The organism is Neiella holothuriorum (assembly GCF_019457915.1).
Classification (GTDB): domain Bacteria; phylum Pseudomonadota; class Gammaproteobacteria; order Enterobacterales; family Neiellaceae; genus Neiella; species Neiella holothuriorum.
The window spans coordinates 121,004-140,970 of record NZ_JAHZSS010000009.1 but is presented as its reverse complement, the minus strand read 5'-3'; the positions used below and the strand labels follow the sequence as shown (position 1 = coordinate 140,970).

The 19,967-nt window shown below is 49.1% G+C and carries 21 protein-coding genes; 5 read left to right on the top strand and 16 right to left on the bottom strand.

Going from position 1 to position 19,967, the window contains the following annotated elements:
- Positions 1-422: 422 nt before the first annotated feature.
- Positions 423-881: an RNA recognition motif domain-containing protein gene (locus tag K0504_RS09530; RefSeq protein WP_225918069.1), complete on the top strand. Its 459-nt coding sequence runs from the start codon at positions 423-425 to the stop codon at positions 879-881.
- Between the two features lie 55 nt (positions 882-936).
- Here K0504_RS09530 and murI read toward each other — a convergent pair whose 3' ends face one another.
- Positions 937-1,716 (bottom strand): glutamate racemase, encoded by a 780-nt coding sequence (murI, locus tag K0504_RS09525; RefSeq protein ID WP_220103951.1) that lies wholly within the window; start codon positions 1,714-1,716, stop codon positions 937-939.
- 118 nt (positions 1,717-1,834) lie between these two features.
- On the opposite strand from murI, the gene trmA reads away from it, so the two are divergent.
- Positions 1,835-2,920 carry a tRNA (uridine(54)-C5)-methyltransferase TrmA gene (gene trmA, locus K0504_RS09520; RefSeq protein WP_220103950.1) on the top strand — a complete coding sequence of 362 codons (1,086 nt, stop codon included), beginning with the start codon at positions 1,835-1,837 and terminating at the stop codon, positions 2,918-2,920.
- A gap of 3 nt (positions 2,921-2,923) precedes the next feature.
- On the opposite strand, the gene fabR is transcribed toward trmA, so the two are convergent.
- The gene (gene fabR / locus K0504_RS09515; RefSeq protein WP_220103949.1) at positions 2,924-3,544 is read right to left on the bottom strand and encodes an HTH-type transcriptional repressor FabR; all 621 of its coding nucleotides are present in this window, start codon (positions 3,542-3,544) and stop codon (positions 2,924-2,926) included.
- Positions 3,545-3,701: 157 nt separating this feature from the next.
- Here fabR and K0504_RS09510 point away from each other — a divergent pair, with 157 nt between their 5' ends.
- Positions 3,702-4,841 carry a fatty acid desaturase gene (locus K0504_RS09510; RefSeq protein WP_220103948.1) on the top strand — a complete coding sequence of 380 codons (1,140 nt, stop codon included), beginning with the start codon at positions 3,702-3,704 and terminating at the stop codon, positions 4,839-4,841.
- A gap of 77 nt (positions 4,842-4,918) precedes the next feature.
- A complete protein-coding gene (gene sthA, locus K0504_RS09505; protein ID WP_220103947.1) occupies positions 4,919-6,349 on the top strand; it encodes a Si-specific NAD(P)(+) transhydrogenase in 1,431 nt (476 codons plus the stop codon).
- Between the two features lie 61 nt (positions 6,350-6,410).
- Here sthA and cysQ read toward each other — a convergent pair whose 3' ends face one another.
- Complete coding sequence (gene cysQ, locus K0504_RS09500) at positions 6,411-7,220, bottom strand: 3'(2'),5'-bisphosphate nucleotidase CysQ (RefSeq protein ID WP_220103946.1); 810 nt, start codon at positions 7,218-7,220, stop codon at positions 6,411-6,413.
- Positions 7,221-7,280: 60 nt separating this feature from the next.
- Positions 7,281-7,850 carry an ADP compounds hydrolase NudE gene (gene nudE / locus K0504_RS09495; protein WP_220103945.1) on the bottom strand — a complete coding sequence of 190 codons (570 nt, stop codon included), beginning with the start codon at positions 7,848-7,850 and terminating at the stop codon, positions 7,281-7,283.
- Positions 7,851-7,923: 73 nt separating this feature from the next.
- Here nudE and yrfG point away from each other — a divergent pair, with 73 nt between their 5' ends.
- Positions 7,924-8,586: a GMP/IMP nucleotidase gene (gene yrfG, locus K0504_RS09490; protein WP_220103957.1), complete on the top strand. Its 663-nt coding sequence runs from the start codon at positions 7,924-7,926 to the stop codon at positions 8,584-8,586.
- A 41-nt stretch (positions 8,587-8,627) separates the two neighbouring features.
- On the opposite strand, the gene K0504_RS09485 is transcribed toward yrfG, so the two are convergent.
- Genes K0504_RS09485 through gspC form a run of 12 tightly spaced genes read right to left on the bottom strand, consistent with a single transcriptional unit; the run spans position 8,628 to position 19,881 of the window.
- The gene (locus tag K0504_RS09485; RefSeq protein WP_220103944.1) at positions 8,628-9,386 is read right to left on the bottom strand and encodes a type II secretion system protein N; all 759 of its coding nucleotides are present in this window, start codon (positions 9,384-9,386) and stop codon (positions 8,628-8,630) included.
- Positions 9,383-9,859 (bottom strand): type II secretion system protein GspM, encoded by a 477-nt coding sequence (gspM, locus tag K0504_RS09480; RefSeq protein ID WP_220103943.1) that lies wholly within the window; start codon positions 9,857-9,859, stop codon positions 9,383-9,385. Before gspM ends, K0504_RS09485 begins: the two co-directional genes overlap by 4 nt.
- Complete coding sequence (gene gspL, locus K0504_RS09475) at positions 9,856-11,037, bottom strand: type II secretion system protein GspL (RefSeq protein WP_220103942.1); 1,182 nt, start codon at positions 11,035-11,037, stop codon at positions 9,856-9,858. The genes gspM and gspL overlap by 4 nt, the downstream gene beginning before the upstream one ends.
- Positions 11,015-12,076: a type II secretion system minor pseudopilin GspK gene (gspK, locus tag K0504_RS09470; RefSeq protein ID WP_220103941.1), complete on the bottom strand. Its 1,062-nt coding sequence runs from the start codon at positions 12,074-12,076 to the stop codon at positions 11,015-11,017. The genes gspL and gspK overlap by 23 nt, the downstream gene beginning before the upstream one ends.
- Positions 12,048-12,674, bottom strand: coding sequence for a type II secretion system minor pseudopilin GspJ (gene gspJ / locus K0504_RS09465; protein ID WP_220103940.1), 627 nt, complete (start codon positions 12,672-12,674; stop codon positions 12,048-12,050). Before gspJ ends, gspK begins: the two co-directional genes overlap by 29 nt.
- Positions 12,671-13,039 carry a type II secretion system minor pseudopilin GspI gene (gene gspI / locus K0504_RS09460; RefSeq protein WP_220103939.1) on the bottom strand — a complete coding sequence of 123 codons (369 nt, stop codon included), beginning with the start codon at positions 13,037-13,039 and terminating at the stop codon, positions 12,671-12,673. Before gspI ends, gspJ begins: the two co-directional genes overlap by 4 nt.
- Positions 13,036-13,614: a type II secretion system minor pseudopilin GspH gene (gspH, locus tag K0504_RS09455; RefSeq protein WP_220103938.1), complete on the bottom strand. Its 579-nt coding sequence runs from the start codon at positions 13,612-13,614 to the stop codon at positions 13,036-13,038. Before gspH ends, gspI begins: the two co-directional genes overlap by 4 nt.
- A gap of 5 nt (positions 13,615-13,619) precedes the next feature.
- The gene (gene gspG / locus K0504_RS09450; protein WP_220103937.1) at positions 13,620-14,087 is read right to left on the bottom strand and encodes a type II secretion system major pseudopilin GspG; all 468 of its coding nucleotides are present in this window, start codon (positions 14,085-14,087) and stop codon (positions 13,620-13,622) included.
- A 20-nt stretch (positions 14,088-14,107) separates the two neighbouring features.
- Positions 14,108-15,340 carry a type II secretion system inner membrane protein GspF gene (gene gspF, locus K0504_RS09445; protein ID WP_220103936.1) on the bottom strand — a complete coding sequence of 411 codons (1,233 nt, stop codon included), beginning with the start codon at positions 15,338-15,340 and terminating at the stop codon, positions 14,108-14,110.
- A 2-nt stretch (positions 15,341-15,342) separates the two neighbouring features.
- On the bottom strand, positions 15,343-16,917 hold the full coding sequence (gene gspE, locus K0504_RS09440) for a type II secretion system ATPase GspE (protein WP_220103935.1): 1,575 nt from the start codon (positions 16,915-16,917) through the stop codon (positions 15,343-15,345).
- A complete protein-coding gene (gene gspD / locus K0504_RS09435; protein WP_220103934.1) occupies positions 16,910-18,952 on the bottom strand; it encodes a type II secretion system secretin GspD in 2,043 nt (680 codons plus the stop codon). The genes gspE and gspD overlap by 8 nt, the downstream gene beginning before the upstream one ends.
- 20 nt (positions 18,953-18,972) lie before the next feature.
- Positions 18,973-19,881, bottom strand: a complete 909-nt coding sequence (gene gspC, locus K0504_RS09430) for a type II secretion system protein GspC (RefSeq protein ID WP_220103933.1) — start codon at positions 19,879-19,881, stop codon at positions 18,973-18,975.
- Positions 19,882-19,967: the final 86 nt, after the last annotated feature.

Here is a 19,967-nt window from a genome sequence, read left to right as displayed (position 1 = left end):
GATAATTTTTTATCTCAACTCACTGCGAGTGCCCACACAGATTGTCTTGCTTAATTGTTAAAGAGCGTGCGTCTTTCAACGCTGCAGCGCTTGGCTGCGGGAGGCGTATATTACGCTTCCAGTTGCTAGAGTCAAGCGATTAATTCAAACTTTTTTCTAGCGCTACAAGCTGGTGGTTATTCAACCTAAACGCTTACGCTCATTGAGCTGCGACCCGTTGCAGTGGTGGCGCATTTTAGAGATATAGCTCACAGAGTCAAGCACCAATCTATAACTTTTTTCTGACTGTCGATAATCTGGGCAATCTGGGTTATTTTCGTTAACGTCTTGTTGTTATTATGTGAATCTACGTTCACTCCGTAGCATCTCGGCTCCCAGAGTCTTATAACTCTTTTAAACCTGTAATTTAGGTGATAATAAAAATGACATCTTCTGTGCACATGAGGCGTTCGCTAATCGCCGTTGGTACTGCCGTTGTACTTGCGATCGTTGCAAAAATAACTTTCCCGGCAATTAGTGCTTACCTGGCGCCAGACTGGACAACCGCTATTAGCGCGCTTGTTGCTGCGCTTATTACTGCTTTCGTCGCATCAACTCGGGATACTCAAACCGATGCCGTACAAGGTATGACAACCTTGTATGTTGGTAACTTGCCATATCGTGCAAATGAAGCTGCGGTACGCAAGCTATTTGCTGAGCATGGCAAAGTCTTTTCTGTTCGACTGATGAAAGATCGTCAAACAGGTAAACGCCGTGGCTTTGGTTTTGTTGAAATGGCAGAAAATGATGCAGCACAGGCAATCGCTGCATTAAATGACGCTGATTTCCAGCAACGTAACTTAAAAGTGCGTGAAGCTAAGAACAAAACCGAGCAAGAGTAGACCTTCGTTCTATCGATTGTTCATTGGCAATAGCAGCCAAACCAGACCGCAAAACTCACAAGGGCAGGTTTAACACCCTGCCCTTTTTTAATCCAAAGGTCGCTACGGCCTGATTGAAGTCCTCTTCGTTCGGCAACGTCTTCGTTGCGTAATAAACCCCTTCAACACGTTCAAACAATGGTTCATCGGCCGATCGCGCCAGTTTCCGCATAACTTGCTGTGCCACGGCATAACCTGAATCGACCAAACGTACCGACGTTAAAACGCTCGCAATGGGAGACGCCACTAACGGAAAGTGAGTGCAACCCAGCACCACGGTATCAATATCGGGTTGCTCGCTAATAGGTTTTAGTAGCTGGGCTAAGGTTTGCTCATCCAGTCTCCCCGTTAACAAGTAGTGCTCAGCAAGATGAACCAATTCACTGACCCCAAGGCGCGTAATACGGCAATCGGGGGCAAAATCGGCTGCTAACTGATCGGTGTATTGGCGGGTTACTGTGGCCGGTGTTGCCAATAAAGCAATGTGCTTGGTTTGGCTAAGCGCGGCCGCCGGCTTGATGGCTGGCACAACACCAATCACCGGGATATCAACATGCAGACGAATGTCATTGAGTACCGAGGTACTGGCGGTGTTGCACGCGATGACTATTGCATCAGCAGCGACCGTTTCCAGCAGCTTGAGTAACAACGACAGGACACGTTGGTTTAATATCGGCTGGGGTAATTCGCCATACGGAAATAATGCGTTATCAAATAAGTAGTGGCACTCAAGATCGGGCGCCAATGCTCGTATGTGCTGCCAGATCGTCAAGCCGCCAACACCGGAGTCAAACACGATTATTTTCTGAGAACGCAATTTGCTGAGCCTTTGTGATTGCAATAAGTCGGCGCAAAAACTGGACAGTGGTATTCTAGGCCCTACAATCGGCCCGTTTTTGCAATGGGATCAAACTATGTCAGATCACGTCTCTTATCAGCAACAGCTGGATGAAAAAGTCGCACGCCTGAGTGCACAATTTACCGAGTTTGGTAATGTACCTATGGCTGTTTTCGAGTCACCGGCGCAGTATTATCGTATGCGTGCTGAGTTTCGGGTCTGGCACGAAGGTGAAGAACTTTATCACATCATGTTTGATCAGCAGAGCAAGCAGAAATACCGCGTTGACCAATTCGAAACGGCCTCCACGCTCATTAATCAAGCCATGCCGTTATTAATCTCACTACTGAAAGACAATGAAGTTCTGCGTCGCAAATTGTTTCAGGTGGATTACCTATCAAGCCAACAAGGCGAATTATTGATAAGCCTGCTTTATCACAAGCAATTAGATGATGAATGGCAGGCACAAGCAGAATTGCTTCAACAACAACTCAGAGCGCACTTTCCTACATTCATTGTTGGCCGCGCCCGCAAGCAAAAGCTGATCCTCGACCGCGACTACGTAAACGAGACGCTGCAAGTCAATGGACGAGACTATCTGTACCGGCATGTTGAAAATAGCTTTACGCAACCGAATGCCAAAGTGTGCGAGCACATGTTGAACTGGGCACAAGACTGCACTGCCAATATTGACGGTGATTTACTCGAGCTGTATTGCGGCAACGGCAACTTTTCAATTCCATTGGCCGCGAACTTTCGTAAAGTGTTGGCAACTGAAATAGCCAAGCCATCTGTCGACTCTGCACAGCATAATATTGCCAGCAATGGCGTTAGTAACTTGGATATTCTGCGTTTATCGAGTGAAGAATTTACGCAAGCATGGCGCGGCGATAGGAAGTTTCGTCGGTTAGAAGGGATTGATTTGCCAAGCTACCAACTCGATACCTTGTTTGTCGATCCACCGCGCGCCGGTTTGGACGAGCAAACACGAGAAATGGCAATGAACTTCAAGCAAGTGCTCTACATTTCATGTAATCCCGACACGTTATATCGAGATTTGCAGCGGCTAAGCGATCGCTACCAAGTTGAAAAACTAGCACTGTTTGATCAGTTCCCATTTACTCATCACGCAGAAATGGGTGTGTGGTTAACAGCAAAGTAACGGTTACTCGGTAAAGCGGCGATCATGCTTGAGCGCCGCCGCGCCTTTCGCAATTAACCGTAATTGATTAATGACTCGCTCGGCCAGTGGCTTGCGGGCTACCGCGGGTAAATCTAGCGCTTCTGCACCCGCATTAAACACCAGCGTGACCATGGCTTCCGCTTCAATAACGGCCAACTCTCGCGAACACTTGCCATAATCTTCTAAATAATCCGCTAGCTCAGCAATAAAGTGTTGAATTTCTCGGTTAACGGCCGCTCGAAAGGCTGCAGATGTGCCGGAACGTTCGCGCAGCAACAAACGAAAAACGTTTGAGTGGTTTTGTACGAATTCCATGAAGGTTTCTACCGACGTACGAATGATGCTGCCGCCATCGGCAATGCGTTGACGAGCCTTTCGCATCAACTGACGTAACGCCAGCCCTCCTTCGTCGACCATGGTCAGGCCAAGCTCGTCCATGTCTTTGAAGTGTCGATAAAATGAGGTTGGAGCAATGTTGGCCTCTCGGCTCACTTCTCGCAGGCTCAAGCCTGAAAAGCTACGATCAGCGCTCAGCTGGCTGAACGCCGCGTCGATGATCGCTCGGCGAGTTTTTTCTTTTTGTTGTGCGCGCACACCGGACATGAATAGTTCTCGTGCAAAGTCATGATTGCTAGCGTAATTCTACTCCGTTTCGAGGGCAGGCACAGCTCCTGCTGATAACAAAAGCAAAAATGTTGCTTGATTCACATCGCAAGCTCGGTTTTAATTTGCGTACACCTGTACGCTGAAAATTAAAATCATGGCAAAACCTGCAATTATCTGGTCTACAAACATTTTGTTCGCGAGCACCTTTATTGGCGCCATAACGTTAGTGCCTTGGTATGGCTTAACTTACGGATATAGCGCCGAATTATGGCTTATTGCAGCACTCTGCCTAGGCTACTGCGGCATGTCGATTACTGTGGGCTATCACCGTCTATGGTCGCACAAAACTTTCGACGCACACCCGTTCGTTCGTTTTATTCTTGCCATTGGCGGCGCTTTTGCTTTGCAAAACAGTGCACTGCACTGGAGTTCCGATCATCGAGTTCATCATCGCCATGTTGATAGTGAAGAAAAAGACCCTTATGCCGCCACCAAAGGCTTTTGGTATAGCCATATCGGCTGGATGCTACGTGAGTATCAACCGTTGCGGTATCAGGACTACAGTAATTGCCGTGACTTACAAAAAGACAACATCGTCATGTGGCAACACCGCAATTATTGGTGGCTGACGTGGCTACTTAATTTAGGTGTACCGCTGGCGTTTGGCTGGCTTTGCGGCGATGTGGTTGGTGGATTTTTACTCATTGGCGTTTTAAGACTGGTGGCCAGTCACCACTTTACCTTCTTCATTAATTCATTGGCCCATATCTGGGGCAAGCGCACATACACTGAAAAGAATTCGGCACGAGATAATGGCTGGCTGGCACTACTGACCTACGGCGAGGGTTACCATAACTTCCACCATTTATTTGAATACGATTACCGCAACGGCATTCGCTGGTATCAATTTGATCCGAGCAAATGGTTCATTTGGGGAATGTCAAAATTCGGCTTAACTCAAAACCTGAGAAAAGCTCCAACTGAGCGCATCCTCAAAGCGAAACTGGAAACCCAGAAAAAACGCTTAGATTTGAAAATGGAGCTCAGCCTTCACGCTGAACGCTGGCGCGAATCGCTCCAACACGAATACGATTTGTTGCTACAGCGTATTCAGGAATTCTACGCGCTACGCAAGCAATTGCTGCAGCTTAAAAAAGACAAATTATCAGCAACCTACCAACAAGAGCGTGATGAACTGAAAAGCCGTATTGAGCAACTTAAAGCGTCAATTCAGCAACATCAACAACGTTGGCAACAATTAGCTGCAGAAGTAACGGCCTTGTCACCAGCCTGATCACTCGGTTTTCGTCATTAGTCCTGCTAGACTGACCACTTATCAGACAGATACGTGAACTAGCAGGATTGATAAAAGTGACACAACAAAAAAAATCCAAACCAGCTCAGCCGGAAACGTTTAGTTACGATGCCATCGTTATTGGCACCGGTCCCGGCGGCGAAGGCGCCGCCATGAATCTCACGAAAAAAGGCCTTCACGTTGCCGTGATTGAGCGCCATAGTGATGTCGGCGGCGGTTGCACCCACTGGGGTACCATCCCCTCAAAAGCACTACGCCACAGTGTTGAACGCTTAACCGAATTTAACAACAACCCACTATTTTCAAGCCGCCAAGACAACCTTCACCTCACCTTTAAAGACATCCTGCAACACACCCAAGGCGTGGTGGGTAAACAAATCCGAATGCGACATAGCTTTTACGAGCGAAATCAAGTGGATGTCATCCACGGCGAAGCGAGTTTTGTTGACCCCTACACCATCAATGTGACCCGCTCCGACGGCAATATTGATCAACTCACCGCCAAGCAATTCGTAATTGCCACCGGCTCTCGCCCGTACCGCCCTGCTGATATTGATTTCAGCCACCCACGCATTTACGACAGCGATAGCATTCTGAACCTACAGCACGATCCGCGTAACGTAATCATTTACGGCGCAGGCGTGATCGGGTGTGAATATGCATCTATCTTTCGAGGCTTGAATAACAAGGTCGAATTGATCAACAGCCGTGATGCCCTGTTGTCGTTCCTTGATGCTGAAATATCTGATGCATTGAGTTATCACCTGCGGAACAACGGTGCCAACATCCGTCACTGTGAAGAATATGCATCCGTTACCGGTGATGAGACGGGCGTCGTCATGGAGTTGAAATCGGGTAAACGAATGCGCGCCGACTGCTTCTTGTTTGCCAACGGCCGAACCGGTAACACCGACACACTGAATTTATCTGCCGTTGGTTTAGCGGCCAACTCCCGCGGCCAGCTAACGGTCAACAGCCATTACTGTACTGAAGTGGATAACATCTTTGCCGTTGGTGACGTGATTGGTTATCCAAGCCTCGCCAGCGCTGCCTACGATCAAGGGCGCATTGCAGCTGATGCGATGACCAAAGGCCAAAGCGATACCAAGTTAATTGTGGATATTCCAACGGGCATTTATACCATTCCTGAAATCAGCTCGGTTGGCCAAACAGAGCAGCAACTGACAGAGAAAAAAGTGCCTTACGAAGTCGGCCGTGCTCACTTTAAACATTTAGCGCGCGCACAAATTGCTGACCAACCCGTAGGCACCTTAAAGCTGTTATTCCACCGGGATACCAAAGAAATTCTTGGCATCCATTGTTTTGGCGAGCGTGCAGCAGAAATTGTTCACATTGGCCAAGCGATTATGGAGCAAACAGGAAAAGGCAATACCATCGACTATTTTGCCCACACTACGTTCAACTACCCCACAATGGCGGAAGCCTACCGAGTCGCGGCGTTGAATGGTCTGAATAAACTATTTTAAATAGCGAACGGTAAAAAAAATCATAAAAAAGCCCGCTGCAGCGGGCTTTTTTATAGCTAAGTTAGGCGCGAATAATATCGCCCCAGCGGTACCCGGGGTCGGCCACCACCATGAAGTTTGGGTTCTCAAAGCTTTCGCGTTGATTGTAGGTCAGCGGCTGTAAGTCCATGGTCATCACGGAGCCTCCAGCTTGGCGAACGATACACTCGGCGGCGCCGGTATCCCATTCGCCCGTTGGACCAATACGCAAATAACAATCAGCAGAGCCTTCGGCAACCATGCAGCTTTTCAAGGTGCTACTACCAAATGGAATAAATTCGGCATTCATACCTGCGGGTAACAGTTCGGTAATGAGATCGAGTTTTTGACGGCGACTAATCGCAAATCGAAGTGTGCCAACCCCATTTTGCAAAGAGCGGGCTTGAATAGCCGTATCAACACCATTTGGATCGCGGCGGAACACACATTGGCCAGAAATCGCAGCATAGCTAATTCCGGTGACTGGTGCGTGGATCACACCCATGATCGGCTTACCGTTCTCAATCAGCGCAATATTGACCGCAAAATCACCGGAGCGTTTTATAAATTCGCCGGTGCCATCAAGCGGATCAACGAGCCAATACCGTTGCCAATTAGCGCGTTGTTCATAAGGTATGTGGTCAGATTCTTCAGACAGAATGGGGTAATCAACGGGCAATTGACTTAGCCCAGTCACAATGACGTCATTGGCCGCGAGATCGGCAGTCGTCACAGGAGTTTGATCACTTTTTTCTAGCTTCTCAAAATCGCCGGAATCGTAAATAGACGTAATGACTGCACCCGCTTCAACAGCAAGGGCCATGACTGATTCCAGCAACTGCTCTAACTTCATCTATCCATCCTTTGTATTCTGAAAAAGTTGGTTGAGACTATGATTCATCAAGCGTGCACGTTAGCGCCACAAACCCAAATGGCGGGCCGCCAACATTAATGCTGTCACGCTGCGAGCTTCTTTAAATTCGGACCAATCCAGCAAACTGCGCCATTCATCAATAGGCCACTTAACGATCACCAGTGGCTCTGGCTCATCGCCTTCTAACTGCGACGGCGTTAAACCTTGCGCTAATAACAGCTGCATATTGGCGGCGAAGTAGCCAGGTGCCAACGTAATTTGCTTTAACGAGGTCAACTCACTTGCAGCAAAGCCGACCTCTTCTTGCAATTCTCGATTACCGGCTTCAAGGGCACTTTCACCCGGATCAATTAAGCCTTTTGGGAAGCCCAATTCATATTGCTCGGTACCTGCAGCATACTCTCGAATCAGCAAAAATTCGCGGGTCTCTGTCACAGGCACAACCAAGACTGCACCCCGACCGCTGCCGCGCATTCGTTCGTATTGCCGCGTGGCGCCGTTGGCAAATTCTAGCTCCAAGGTTTCGATTTCGAACATACGACTTTTAGCGATCACCGTTCGCTTGTGAATCTTAGGTGGCGTGAGAAGCGGTAAATCCTTATCTGACATTGCGTTGGTTTGCCGAGTCTGAAGTGGTAGTGTGCTCTCATTACAACCAATTCCAACTGAAGATTCCAGTGTTATGCCGCAATGGTCTGCAATCAATACCGTGCTACTCGATATGGATGGCACCTTACTCGATTTATATTTTGATAATCACTTCTGGCTTGAATTCATGCCGCGCTGTTACGCCAAGCAGCAAAATATTAGCGAACAACAAGCGCTAACCTATTTGAAAGCCGAGTACCAAGCATTGCAAGGGAAGCTCGAGTGGTATTGCCTGGACTATTGGAATCAGCGTTTAGGGCTGGATTTGATGGCGTTAAAACGGCAAATAGCGCATTTAATTCAAATGCGCACTGATACCGAGCCTTTTTTAGATGCGCTGAAAGCCTCTGGTCGCCGGGTGATTTTATTGACCAACGCTCATCCAGATAGCTTGGCATTGAAAATTGAACATACCCGACTCGATGAACATATCGACGTATTGCTATCGAGTCATCAATACGGTGCTCCCAAAGAGCAGCAACGTTTATGGCAGGACGTCGTTGCCGATCAGCAAATTGATCCGGCTAGTACCTTGTTTGTTGATGATAGTTTGTCGGTCTTACGTTCGGCGAAGCGATTTGGCATCGGCCATTTGTTGGCAGTGACCAACCCTGATAGTCGCCAACCGAATAGGATTATTGAAGAGTTTGAATCGGTGAGTGACTTTACAACATTGCTTGATGATATCAGTCAGTAAGGTAGCGCCGGCTTTCAACCGGCGCTGGTAATTAACCGCAATTAGAATGTGCCATCAAATTCGATTTTGTAAGAATTACCGCCTTGTGGCGTGGCAACAAACATTAATGCTTGTATATAGCCTTGCGGAAAGCCCGGGCCAGGCTCCATGGTGCCGCTGACACTAAATTCTTGTTGACCGACTTGCGCGGTTAATGCCAAACCTAATACCCGTTTGTCATCTTCCACTGCTGCAACTAAATCACCATCGGCACAACTCAGCTTGGCACGGGTTTCGTCTAATTGTAATGGTCGCCCTAATGCTGCTGCCGCAACAGCTGGATTGCGCCAAACCACATCGCCAGCTAATTCGGAGCACCAAGGTACACCTTGCGATGCATGCTCAATGGTTCCATCAACTTGTCCTTGGAGCTCGACCTGAATAGGCATTGGCGATAATTCGGCAGCAATACTGGCGGGCAAAGAAAAGGTTAAGTTTTCAACATACCAGCCCGAAAAACTCGTGCCGGCCACACCGGATATCGCGATATCACTCGTCATGTCTTGCCCGGCAGTTAGATCAAGCTCAACACTGCCGCCAAACAGCGCCGCAACATTCATATCCCAGTGCAAATCTTTTATGATTTTTCCTTGCCAATGAATCACTTGAATATGGCCTTGCCAAACCGTACCAGACACACCGCCAACGTGAACATTTTGCGGCGCAGGTACGAACCACAAGCCAAATTTAGCAGGCAGTGAGACGACGACAAAAATCAGGTACAACACCACCGCACCCGCGATTAACCACCAACGCTTCATTCAATGATTCTCAACTGTAATTTACGCACTTTTACCATACCCACTTGATCATCACGGGCGAGATCGACAGCGACAACTTCAACCCGCTGACGTTGTAATGTTTGCAGCCAAGCCAATAGCGAATTGAATTCAGCTTGGTCAATCCGCACGCTCAGCTCGTCTTTTTGCGGTTGCAGTCGGCTTAATGTGATCTTGTGATCTCGAGCCGAACGGTTAACGCGCTGACTCAAACTACCAGAGACTTTAGCCGTTGAACGCGGTGTTGCGCTACGCGATAACAGCACTCGACTGACGCTTTTACGCATCCACTCCAACGTATTCTGCTGGGATGAAAGACGCTGCTCACCTCGGGTTACGGCGTCATGCATGGGCTGCCATACCACTAAGTAAAACAATAAAATGCCAATGGCCGCGGCCATGGCAATCAACAGGTGGCGTTCACGCTGCTGTAATTGATGCCACTTCTCGATCATGACACCCTCCGAATCGTTAGCGTGCCATTGACCTTACCGTTGCTCTTATTGAGCGCTCCCACTTCCGCCTGATACGGGTCAATGATGGCGGATTTAAATTGTTCAAACTGTTGGAAGTCGCTCGCCACCGCTTGAATTCGGACTTCTTTTCGCTTGCTATCAAATTTAAGCGACTCAATGGTCAGGCCATCAATAGCCCGGAGCGTATCGGCTAAGTCATGCAGCGCGCTCAAAAAACCATGGTCCGATCCACTACCGCCACCCGCCTCTTTCAACTTCTGGCGCATTTGGGCACGTAGATTGGTAAAGCGTTTGGCTTTCGGGAAGGCAATTTTATAGGTGTTTTCAACCTCGGCTTGTACTAAGTTTGCTTGGTGGTTCAACTCGCTGATGCGCAAACCAACATTAATGAGATATAAGGTCAGCGCTATCGCTGCCAGTGCAGCAACGCTCAACCAAGGCCTTAAGGCTTGTGGCGTACGCTTATTGCGGATCCGGTATTGACCATGGCGTAAGTTGATATTGGTATGAATGGCACCGTCAACCAACGACGCCAGCGGTAGCTCGGCAAGCTCAGTGATAACTGCATCTGACGAATGCTCCTGCGGCCAAGGTGTGTGCGCAACGAGCCCCTGCTCAGGCAGCTCTGCTTGACGCCACCAAGCGGCAAACCAATCGTCATCATCTAGCACGACACCTTGATTAGAACCCTGACGAATCAACCAGTTGTCACCCAGTTGGGCGGCATGCCACTGTTCATCTTGCAGCGGTAATGCCAGCACATCAGGTACAATTTTACCGACCTGAAGTTCAGCATTCTGGAACCAGGACAGCCACAATTCCATTTTACTATGGCTGACAAAACACACTCCAACCTCATCGCCCAGCTGTGCCGTCACGGTCAGGTGGATTTGCTCAACATCCTCAGCAAGATCATCTTCCAGCATGTACGGCAGTGCAGCCATCGCCTGACGACGATTTTTCTTTGGCACAGCCAATTGCGCAAGACCACAGTCTTGTAGCGGCGCTAATGCAATGATCTGGCGGTCAGCTGACCATGTTTGCAGTTCATGCAAATGATCGGCATCAGCTAGCTCTCCTGAGGCAATGACGTCACGCTCACGCTGTGACCAAACCAACCAAGGGATGGCTTGATCAGAATGGCTCGTCAACCTCACTATCAAGAACTCGTTCAACTCGTCCTCCAAACCGGCGGCTGTATGCCACCCAGTTATTTGTATCTTGTTTTAGCAGCGCTTCTGATTGCAACCTTGTGCCATCAGCCAATTGTGTGCTGGCTTTAAGCAAAAATGCATCCGACACTACCGTCAAATTATTCTTTACCAAATCGGCAATATCGATGCCCGCAAGCGCTGTCGATGCCAACAAATCGTCAATGGCTTCATAACCATCGCTGGGCCGGTCAGCCATTAATTGCTCGGCCTGTTGCAGCGACATGTTTGGCGTAAATACGGCAACAAACAGCTCTGGATGTTGTACCGTATTGACGTTTAATAACGCCTTGTTGCTCGATGGCACCACGCACACATAAGGCGAGATTTGAAACACAGCCTCTTGGGTAAAACCATTAATGGCGCGAAGCTCGCCAACATCAACCAACATGCTATTTGCCGCTAAATAGGGCCGCGTGCGGCTTTGATATTCGCTGTCTTCTGCACCACTGCTGTGATTCACGTAATCATCTTCATCGAGCCAATCGACTAGCGAATCGGCCATCACTTCTGCTTGATAGCTGTCTATTTCAACCGCTTCGAGTAATGCGATAAATTGCTTTGCCGCAAGTGGCCGCTCGCCGGTTTGCTGCAGTTCCGCTTGCTCGGCTTCTTGCGTGCGCACCCCGTTAAGGTTGAAACAACTGCGCATGTCTTTTAATTCACCGCTAAACACAGCCCCGCTTTCCAACGGAAAACTGGTTGAGCCAACCGCCCAATATTGATTGAGGTGGGTACGCTCTGGGCTATCTTCAAAATCTTGCTTAAGAACTTTAGATGCAAAGCCCTCTGCGCCAATATTGACCCACTTGGCTTCATCTAACGCGGCCAACGCTGTGGCCCGTTGCAACTGACGCCTTAACCGCTCGCTCATCTCAACAGCCATTAGTGAGATCAAAGCCACGACTAATAAAACCGTGATGAGCGCCACGCCTCGTTGGCGCATGGTGGCAGCGTTACGTCGTGGTGGCAGTCGCTTGTTCAAGCTTGGCCCCCGTCATCAAAAACACCCGTCGGATCTCACCAAATTCTTTACTACTAATGGTGACTTCTATTGCTTCCGGTAATTCTTTCGGGCGATTCCAACTCTCAACCCACGCTTTATCAACGTAGAACTGCACTTTGAACCACTCAACGCCGTCAAGCAGCACTCTAACTTTTGGTTCTTCACCTTGGTCTTGATCTGGGTAAAGCTGGTATACACGTTGAAACTGCTCTTCTTCAACCCGGTAAGCGACCCCTTGCACTTCACCGCGAGGGAGCTGATTAAACGGGTTGGTCCAACCGACTCGGGTGAAAGCCATAGTATCGCTTTCTGTTTCACCACGCCCCGCCTCATGTGAGAAAATGGTGGTTGATGGTGCTTCACCGTTAAGCCGTACTTGCCGTACTGACGCCTGCATGAAGTCGCGCTCCATGATCCACATGGCCCGCTGTAAGCGCTCAAATTTTTCACTGTGCTGGGCCGATGCATGATCGGCTTTCTGCACGGTCGTTAAGGTGCTAAATGACGCAATACCGATGACGCTGAAAATCGCAACGGCAACCAATATTTCGAGTAGTGTAAATCCGCGCTGACTCATGGCTTTTCCACGAAACCGGTAAGCACGGCAAACACATCGTCACCCTTTTCATCTTGGCTGACCGTAATTTCAACACTACGCAAATAGTCGCTACCGGCATCCACCAGCTTGATTTGGTAAAACCATTGCCGCTCTGCCATTTCCACGTCGCCTGACATATCGGTTTGCGCTTGTGCATTGGCATCGTAACGCAAGATAAACTCAGCCATTTGGTTCTGAGCAACCCAGTTGGCGACGGTTTTATCCATAATTCGAGTCTGCGAGCGTAAGCTTTGGCTCGTTGCGCTCACAATGCTCACCGCGGCATAGCCAAATATTGCCAGCGCCACCAACACTTCGATGAGCGTTAAACCACGCTGTTTCATCGCTCGCCCTCTGGCGGAGCCAAGGTTACTTCATCAATTTGGCCCAACACGGTAATGTCTTGTGGCTGTTCGTCTTCCAACGGTAACCAGCTAAAGGTCAGCGAAAAGTCGGTAAATTCACCGTAGCTATAGATGAACACCTGCGGCATGATTTTCTCGTCTTCGTCATCTTCTTCAAAAGCATTTTCAAATAAACCCTCGCTTTCGAATAACGAATCCTCTTCCCAAGGCAAACCATCGAGCTCTATTTCTAAACCGATATTCTCATCAATTTCGTAGGGCGCTAACCCTTTGCTGTTATTAACTATTTGCCAGCTTTCTTGTTCCCATCGAACAAAGTCGTAGCCCGTATCTGTGACACGCAAACCCAGCTCTTCGCTGGTGAGCATGGCACGGTCCGCTGCCAGTTGCATGACCACTCGAAAACGAGCAGCTTCGCGCTGTAATAGCGGCTCGGGGCCAGAGCCGGACAACGCCATCACCATGCCGCCAGAAACGAAGGCAATGATCATCACAACCACGAGGACTTCGAGTAAGGTAAAGCCCTGGTTGCGTTTAGCGAAGGCGCGGCCCATTTTAATTAACGGAAGTCCTGCAGATTCCAGTTACCAATATCTGCATTATTGCCTTCACCGCCTTCTTCACCGTCGGCACCTAATGTGTAGATATCAACATCACTATTCTCACCTGGGCTCAGGTACAAGTACGGATTGCCCCAAGGATCATTTTCTAAGCGGCGCACATAACCTTTGCTTGGGTAATTTCTTGGTATCGGATCAGATGTAGGCTCACTCACCAGCGCTTCTAAGCCTTGCTCTGTGGTTGGGTAGCGATGGTTATCAAGGCGGTACATTTCTAAAATTTCTTCAAGCTTGCCAATATCAGATACTGCTTTTTGAGTGGCGGCTTTTTCTGATTTGTCCATCAACTGAGGCACAACCATACTGGCCATAACCCCCAAAATCACAATAACGACCATCACTTCCAGCAAGGTAAAGCCGGCTTGCGCACGGCGCTGAATTGACGATGACAAAGATGAATGTTGCATAAGTTTCTCCCGCTGACTGATTAGCCAACTAAATTCTGCATTTCTAAAATCGGCTGTAGGATTGCTACAACAATAAATAATACGACCGCGGCCATTGCAACCAAAACCAACGGCCCTAAGAGTCCTAAGGCAATGGTCATGGCGCTATCGAATTCACGATCTTGGTTGTCGGCCGCCCGGCCAAGCATTTGCTCCAGTTCGCCACTCTTTTCACCACTGGCGATCATGTGCAGCATGATAGGAGGAAATAATTTGGTTTCCTGTAACGATGCTCGCAAACTGCTACCTTCCCGAACGCGATCGGAGGCTTTGCGCAGCGCTTCTTTCATTTTTAAATTCAGTAATACGTCGCCAGCAATTCGCATCGCTTCGAGCAGCGGCACTGCACTGGCGGTTAAGATACTCAAGGTACGCGCAAAGCGTGCGGTATTAAGGCCGCGGACAACTTTGCCCATGACCGGTAAATGTAACTGCGCCTGATGCCAGCGAAAACGATACGACTCAATACGCAAGACGCGCTGAATAGCCACTCCAATAAGCATGATGGCAACGAGTAACACAATGCCGTAATCCAGTACGAAATCTGACGCGCCGATTAGAATCTGCGTTGGTAACGGTAAGGCTTGCCCCAAATGAACAAATTGCTCCACAACCTTGGGCACGACCACGGCTAACAACATGCTAATAACGCCAATCGCAATCACAGTAAGCACTATTGGGTAAACCAACGCTTGCACGACTTTACCGCGCGTTTCCTGTCGTTTCTCGTTGTAGTCGGCCAGTCGATTTAACACCTCGTCGAGGTGACCTGACTTCTCACCGGCAGCAACGGTGGCACAAAATAGCTCATCGAAAATTTGCGGGAAGCCACGCAGCGAATCGGCTAACGAATGGCCTTCCAGAACGCGCGCGCGAACCGCCATCACCATACTGGAAATACGCTGTTTTTCGCTTTGTTGCGCAACTGCTTGTAGGCTTTCTTCAATGGGCAACCCTGACTGCACCAAGGTCGACAACTGGCGTGTCATTAATGACAGATCGGTGGTGGAAATTCGGCCGCGAAAACGACCGCCAGGTTTAGCGTCACTCTCGCCACTTTTGGCGCTTCGGCCAGCAGCGACTTCATCCAGCTGAACTGGCATGAGGCCACGTTCGCGTAGTTGTTGGCGCGCTTGCTTGGCACTTTCTGCTTCTTCAACACCTTTGGCTTGTTTGCCTTTGGCGTCAATCGCTTTGTATTGAAAAACTGCCACGGTTATTCCTCGCGAGTAACTCGCATGACTTCTTCTAGGGTCGTTTCACCCGCTAGAACTTTTTGGAAACCATCGGCTCGAATACTGGCACTGTGTTCACGAGCCAAACGCTCGATGCGCTGCTCGTTTTCACCGTTGTGAATCATTTCTCGCACTTCGTCAGTCACCACCAGCAACTCATGAATACCCGTCCGGCCCTTATAGCCCGTATGGTTACAGCTATCACAGCCTTTCGCGTGATACATGGACGCAGGTTCATCTGGCGTTAGGTGTACTAACTCACGTTCTGCTGCTGACGGGTTATATGGCACCCGACACGCAGGGCAAAGGGTACGCACTAACCGTTGCGCCAGCACGCCCAATAAGCTCGACGATAACAAGAAAGGTTCGACGCCCATGTCGTGCAAACGAGTAATGGCGCCAACCGCGGTATTGGTGTGCAACGTGGACATCACTAAGTGGCCCGTTAACGAGGCTTGCACGGCAATTTGAGCCGTTTCTAAATCTCGAATCTCACCAACCATCACAACATCTGGATCCTGACGCAAAATGGCGCGTAAGCCGCGCGCAAAGGTCATATCGACCTTGTTGTTTACTTGCGTTTGGCCAATACCTTCAATGGCGTATTCAATTGGATCTTCAACCGTCAGGATATTGCGCTCACGGCTGTTAATTTCGGTTAAGCCGGCATATAAGGTGGTACTTTTACCGGAGCCCGTAGGACCGGTGACCAAAATAATGCCGTGGGGCTTGGCAATGGCTTCAGCAAATTGATCGCGCACTTGTTCGGTCATGCCGAGACTTTCTAAATCGAGCCGCGCCTGATTCTTATCTAGCAAACGCAATACAACCCGCTCGCCGTGACTTGATGGCATGGTAGAAACCCGCACATCAACGGCTCGGCCGGCAATGCGCAACGAAATACGACCATCTTGCGGCACCCGCTTTTCAGCAATATCCAAGCGCGCCATGACTTTAATTCGCGACACAAGTAAGGATGCTAATTTGCGATTTGGCTTGAGCATTTCACGCAGCACGCCGTCAACCCGGAAGCGGATCACTAAGCTCTGCTCATACGTTTCAATGTGGACATCAGAGGCGCCATATTTAATGGCTTCCCCGAGCATGGCATTGATGAGCTTAATGATGGGCGCATCGTCGTCGGAGTCTAAAAGATCTTCGGTTTCCGGCAATTCTTCGGCGAGGGTGTAAAAATCAGCGTCGTTACCGATGTTTTCCATCAATTGCTGCGCTTCACTGGAATCGCGTTGGTATTCTGTAGTGAGGGCCAACTCAAACTGATCATCAGCCAGTAGCTCTAGACTCAACGGGCGATTGGCCACTCGACGAGCTTCGGTAATGAAGCGCCAATCCGCCGCCGCGCGATACAGCAAACGCGGGGCATCGTCATCCAATACCAACAACACACCATTTTCACGCGCAAAGGCAAACGGCAATTGTAGTCGGCTAATCGCTTCGTCTTCGACATCAGCCTCGGTAACGTCAGCGTCTGCCAGCTGTTGCTCGGCTAGCTCGATGCTTTCGTCTAACGGATCGACATGCTCTAACTTACTCATCGTCGTCCTGTTTCTTTTCTAGGCTTTTCAGGTATTCCAAGTACTTCTCATCGCTGTCAATGGTGGTGCCATATTCCGGCAACACAGGCACGTTCTCGCGAATAATCGGTAACTCTTGTTCGTCTTGTGACAATTGCAATGCCCGCATGAAGTTGTACTTACGCGAACTTACTGCATTCATAGTCGCCGCATCACGAACGATGGTTGGACGAATAAATACCAACAAATTACGTTTTGTTTTGCTAGTTGAAGTAGACGTAAAGAGTTTACCCAATACTGGAATGTCACCGAGAAATGGAACTTTCGATTCACTCTCTTGGGCGTCTTCATCAATCAAACCACCTAGCACCACGGTATCGCCGTTATCCGCCATGACCGTTGTTTTCAGCTCGCGCTTGTTGATGGTGATATCAACCGATGTAGTCCCTGAAATCGAAGACACTTCTTGTTCAATCACTAATTGAACGGCGTCACCTTCGTTAATCTGCGGCGTGACTTTCAATTTCACACCCACTTCCTGACGCTCAATGGTTTGGAATGGGTTAGCGTTATTTGAGCTGGCTGTTGAGCCTGTCAAAATCGGAACGTCTTGACCGGCAATAAAATAGGCTTCTTGGTTATCTAGAGTAGTAACCGAAGGCGTCGACAGAATGTTGGAGTTAGTCGAGCTTTTAACGGCCTGGATCACGGCTGCCCAATCGTCTTCAATCACACCCATCATCATACCGTTAACTTGGCCCAGCAAACTGGCTAGCAAGGTGTAATCGCCATCGGTGGTTGGGTTCTCGGTACAGGTGTCACCGGTACAAACAGTTGAGCCCGGCACATCTTCCGCAGCACGCTGACCGGCCCACAAACCCGATACGGGTACCTGAGTGCCATCATTCCACTGCATGACACCAGTATCTTCACTAAAGTACTGAATGCCTAAGCTAGCGCCATCTCCTTCCATAATTTCGACGATAATGGCTTCGATATGAACCTGAGCCCGACGGATATCCAACTGACGGATCACCGTTTCAAGCGATTGCATCATCGATGGCTCAGCGGTGATCACCAAGGCATTGCTGTCTTCATGGGATTCAATGTTGACGTCATTGCGCGTACGCGTTTTTGCCTTGTTGCCGCCGCTTTCTTCGGAGGAAATCGAATCACTAACGCCTTCGAGCACCTTCACCAAATCTTCTGCGTTGGCGTACTTGAGGTAGAACACGCGGGTGTTGCCGCTACTCGCGAGTTCTTTATCAAGGCGTTGAATCAACGTCACGATGCGAACTCGGGCTTTTTCTTCGCCGCTCACGATGACGCTATTGGTGCGATCGTCAGCCACTAATTTAGGGGTTAGGAAATCGGCCGTATTTTTACCGCCAGAAGTACGATTTAAGCTTTCAACAATGCGCACCATCTCGCCAGCAGAAGCATATTCAAGATCAACAATATCAACATGCTGATCGCCAGCTTGGTCAACTCGGTCGACAATTTCGACCAAACGGTTCACTACGGCCGCTCGGCCAGTGATCATCAATACATTCGATGGATCGTAATGAACCACATTACCGCCGCCAGCATTGTCGTTCAGCTGACGCAATAACGGTGCTAATTCACGTACCGACACATTGTGCACTGGTACAACACGAGTAATAAACTCATCGCCGACGGCAACTCCGTCTCGACCAACAACTGGGGTCGGTGAAAATTTCGCGTCTTTGTCTTTCACGATTTTGACAATGTTGTTTTCCATCTCAACGGCCGCATAGCCGTAGACTTCAAGCACATTGAGGAAAAACTGATAGTACTGGTCATCGTTCAACAAATCGTACGAGCGGACGTTGATTTTACCGCGCACCGCTGGATCGATGATGATGGTTTTATTGAGGTTTTTACCAACGATGTTGATGAATTCGTTGATGTCTGTGCCTTTGAAGCTGGCAGTGTATTCCGCAGCTACGGCCGTCAACGCGGCCCCACTCAATAACGAAGCCAAAGCTAAATGGCGCAACCAGCTTATTGCTGGGCGAATAGATAATTGTTTCATAAGCAAATAGTTAGTTAGCTTCACGGCGACGGTAGTTCCAATAAAAAGTCGTACAATTGGCCGTCACGTTCGACGGTTAGCGACAGATCAGTCATGGTGTTTAGCTCTTCCATCACTTGCGCGGATTGGGAGAGATCAGTTAAGTCATAGCCATTTAGCGCAACGGCTAAATCATTGGCTTGCAAACCAACCGCTTTGAACAGCGCTTGGTCAACACCTGGGTTGATCCGAAATCCTTTTAATTGCGTGCCATCACGCACGGGCGTAATTTTTACGTAATCAGTTAATTTGGCGATTTTGTCCTGAGTCGATGTAGACGAACGGACGGACTCTAACGCTTCTTTTAGTTTCGGGTTGCCAGTCGGCTTGGCCGACTTACGTGTTGTAGTTTTATTTTCGTTGCGGCTGAATGTGGTTTTGGCGTAAGCATCATCCAATTGCAGGGTCTCAGACACACCTGCATTACTAATGATCACTCGGTCAGGGTAAATTTCCTTGATCACCGCACGAGTCCCGTCAATGCGATCATCAACACCATAAGTCGCCTGCGAACCTTTCGATTCAATAATGGCTGAACCTCGCTGTGGCACAGAGCTGGAAACCACACCGGTTAACTTCACTCGCAACTTGGTTTTTGGCGCATCCACCGCTTTTTTCTGCACCGCAGCGGGCGCTAATGCATCACCAAACAGTTTCAAATCTTGCAGGGCGCTAATATCTCGCTGATTGGCCTCTTCCTGATTTGCTTTAGGCGGTTGCCATTGCCCTTTAGAATGGCTGGAAGGCAACAGGCGCAAGGTCAGCGCAGCCAACAAATATGCAACCGTGATTGCAAGCAAGATTAAAAGGGCAAGCCGGATTTTATCGATAGGAACTTTTCCCGTCGATAGGTTACTTAACCAGCGCCTGGCAACTACTTCCCAATTCATTCTTACTCTTCTTTAGAATTCAATAAACAGCACGCTTCGCCAGCCGTGGCAAAGAGCAGCCATGTTAAACGAGGCAACGGGCCGCC

Coding starts and splice junctions, on each gene's coding strand:
- K0504_RS09530 (WP_225918069.1), top strand. CDS start 423: ATGACATCTTCTGTGCACATGAGGCGTTCGCTAATCGCCGTTGGTACT.
- trmA (WP_220103950.1), top strand. CDS start 1,835: ATGTCAGATCACGTCTCTTATCAGCAACAGCTGGATGAAAAAGTCGCA.
- fabR (WP_220103949.1), bottom strand. CDS start 3,544: ATGTCCGGTGTGCGCGCACAACAAAAAGAAAAAACTCGCCGAGCGATC.
- K0504_RS09510 (WP_220103948.1), top strand. CDS start 3,702: ATGGCAAAACCTGCAATTATCTGGTCTACAAACATTTTGTTCGCGAGC.
- cysQ (WP_220103946.1), bottom strand. CDS start 7,220: ATGAAGTTAGAGCAGTTGCTGGAATCAGTCATGGCCCTTGCTGTTGAA.
- nudE (WP_220103945.1), bottom strand. CDS start 7,850: ATGTCAGATAAGGATTTACCGCTTCTCACGCCACCTAAGATTCACAAG.
- yrfG (WP_220103957.1), top strand. CDS start 7,924: ATGCCGCAATGGTCTGCAATCAATACCGTGCTACTCGATATGGATGGC.
- K0504_RS09485 (WP_220103944.1), bottom strand. CDS start 9,386: ATGAAGCGTTGGTGGTTAATCGCGGGTGCGGTGGTGTTGTACCTGATT.
- gspM (WP_220103943.1), bottom strand. CDS start 9,859: ATGATCGAGAAGTGGCATCAATTACAGCAGCGTGAACGCCACCTGTTG.
- gspJ (WP_220103940.1), bottom strand. CDS start 12,674: ATGAGTCAGCGCGGATTTACACTACTCGAAATATTGGTTGCCGTTGCG.
- gspI (WP_220103939.1), bottom strand. CDS start 13,039: ATGAAACAGCGTGGTTTAACGCTCATCGAAGTGTTGGTGGCGCTGGCA.
- gspH (WP_220103938.1), bottom strand. CDS start 13,614: ATGGGCCGCGCCTTCGCTAAACGCAACCAGGGCTTTACCTTACTCGAA.
- gspG (WP_220103937.1), bottom strand. CDS start 14,087: ATGCAACATTCATCTTTGTCATCGTCAATTCAGCGCCGTGCGCAAGCC.
- gspE (WP_220103935.1), bottom strand. CDS start 16,917: ATGAGTAAGTTAGAGCATGTCGATCCGTTAGACGAAAGCATCGAGCTA.
- gspD (WP_220103934.1), bottom strand. CDS start 18,952: ATGAAACAATTATCTATTCGCCCAGCAATAAGCTGGTTGCGCCATTTA.
- gspC (WP_220103933.1), bottom strand. CDS start 19,881: ATGAATTGGGAAGTAGTTGCCAGGCGCTGGTTAAGTAACCTATCGACG.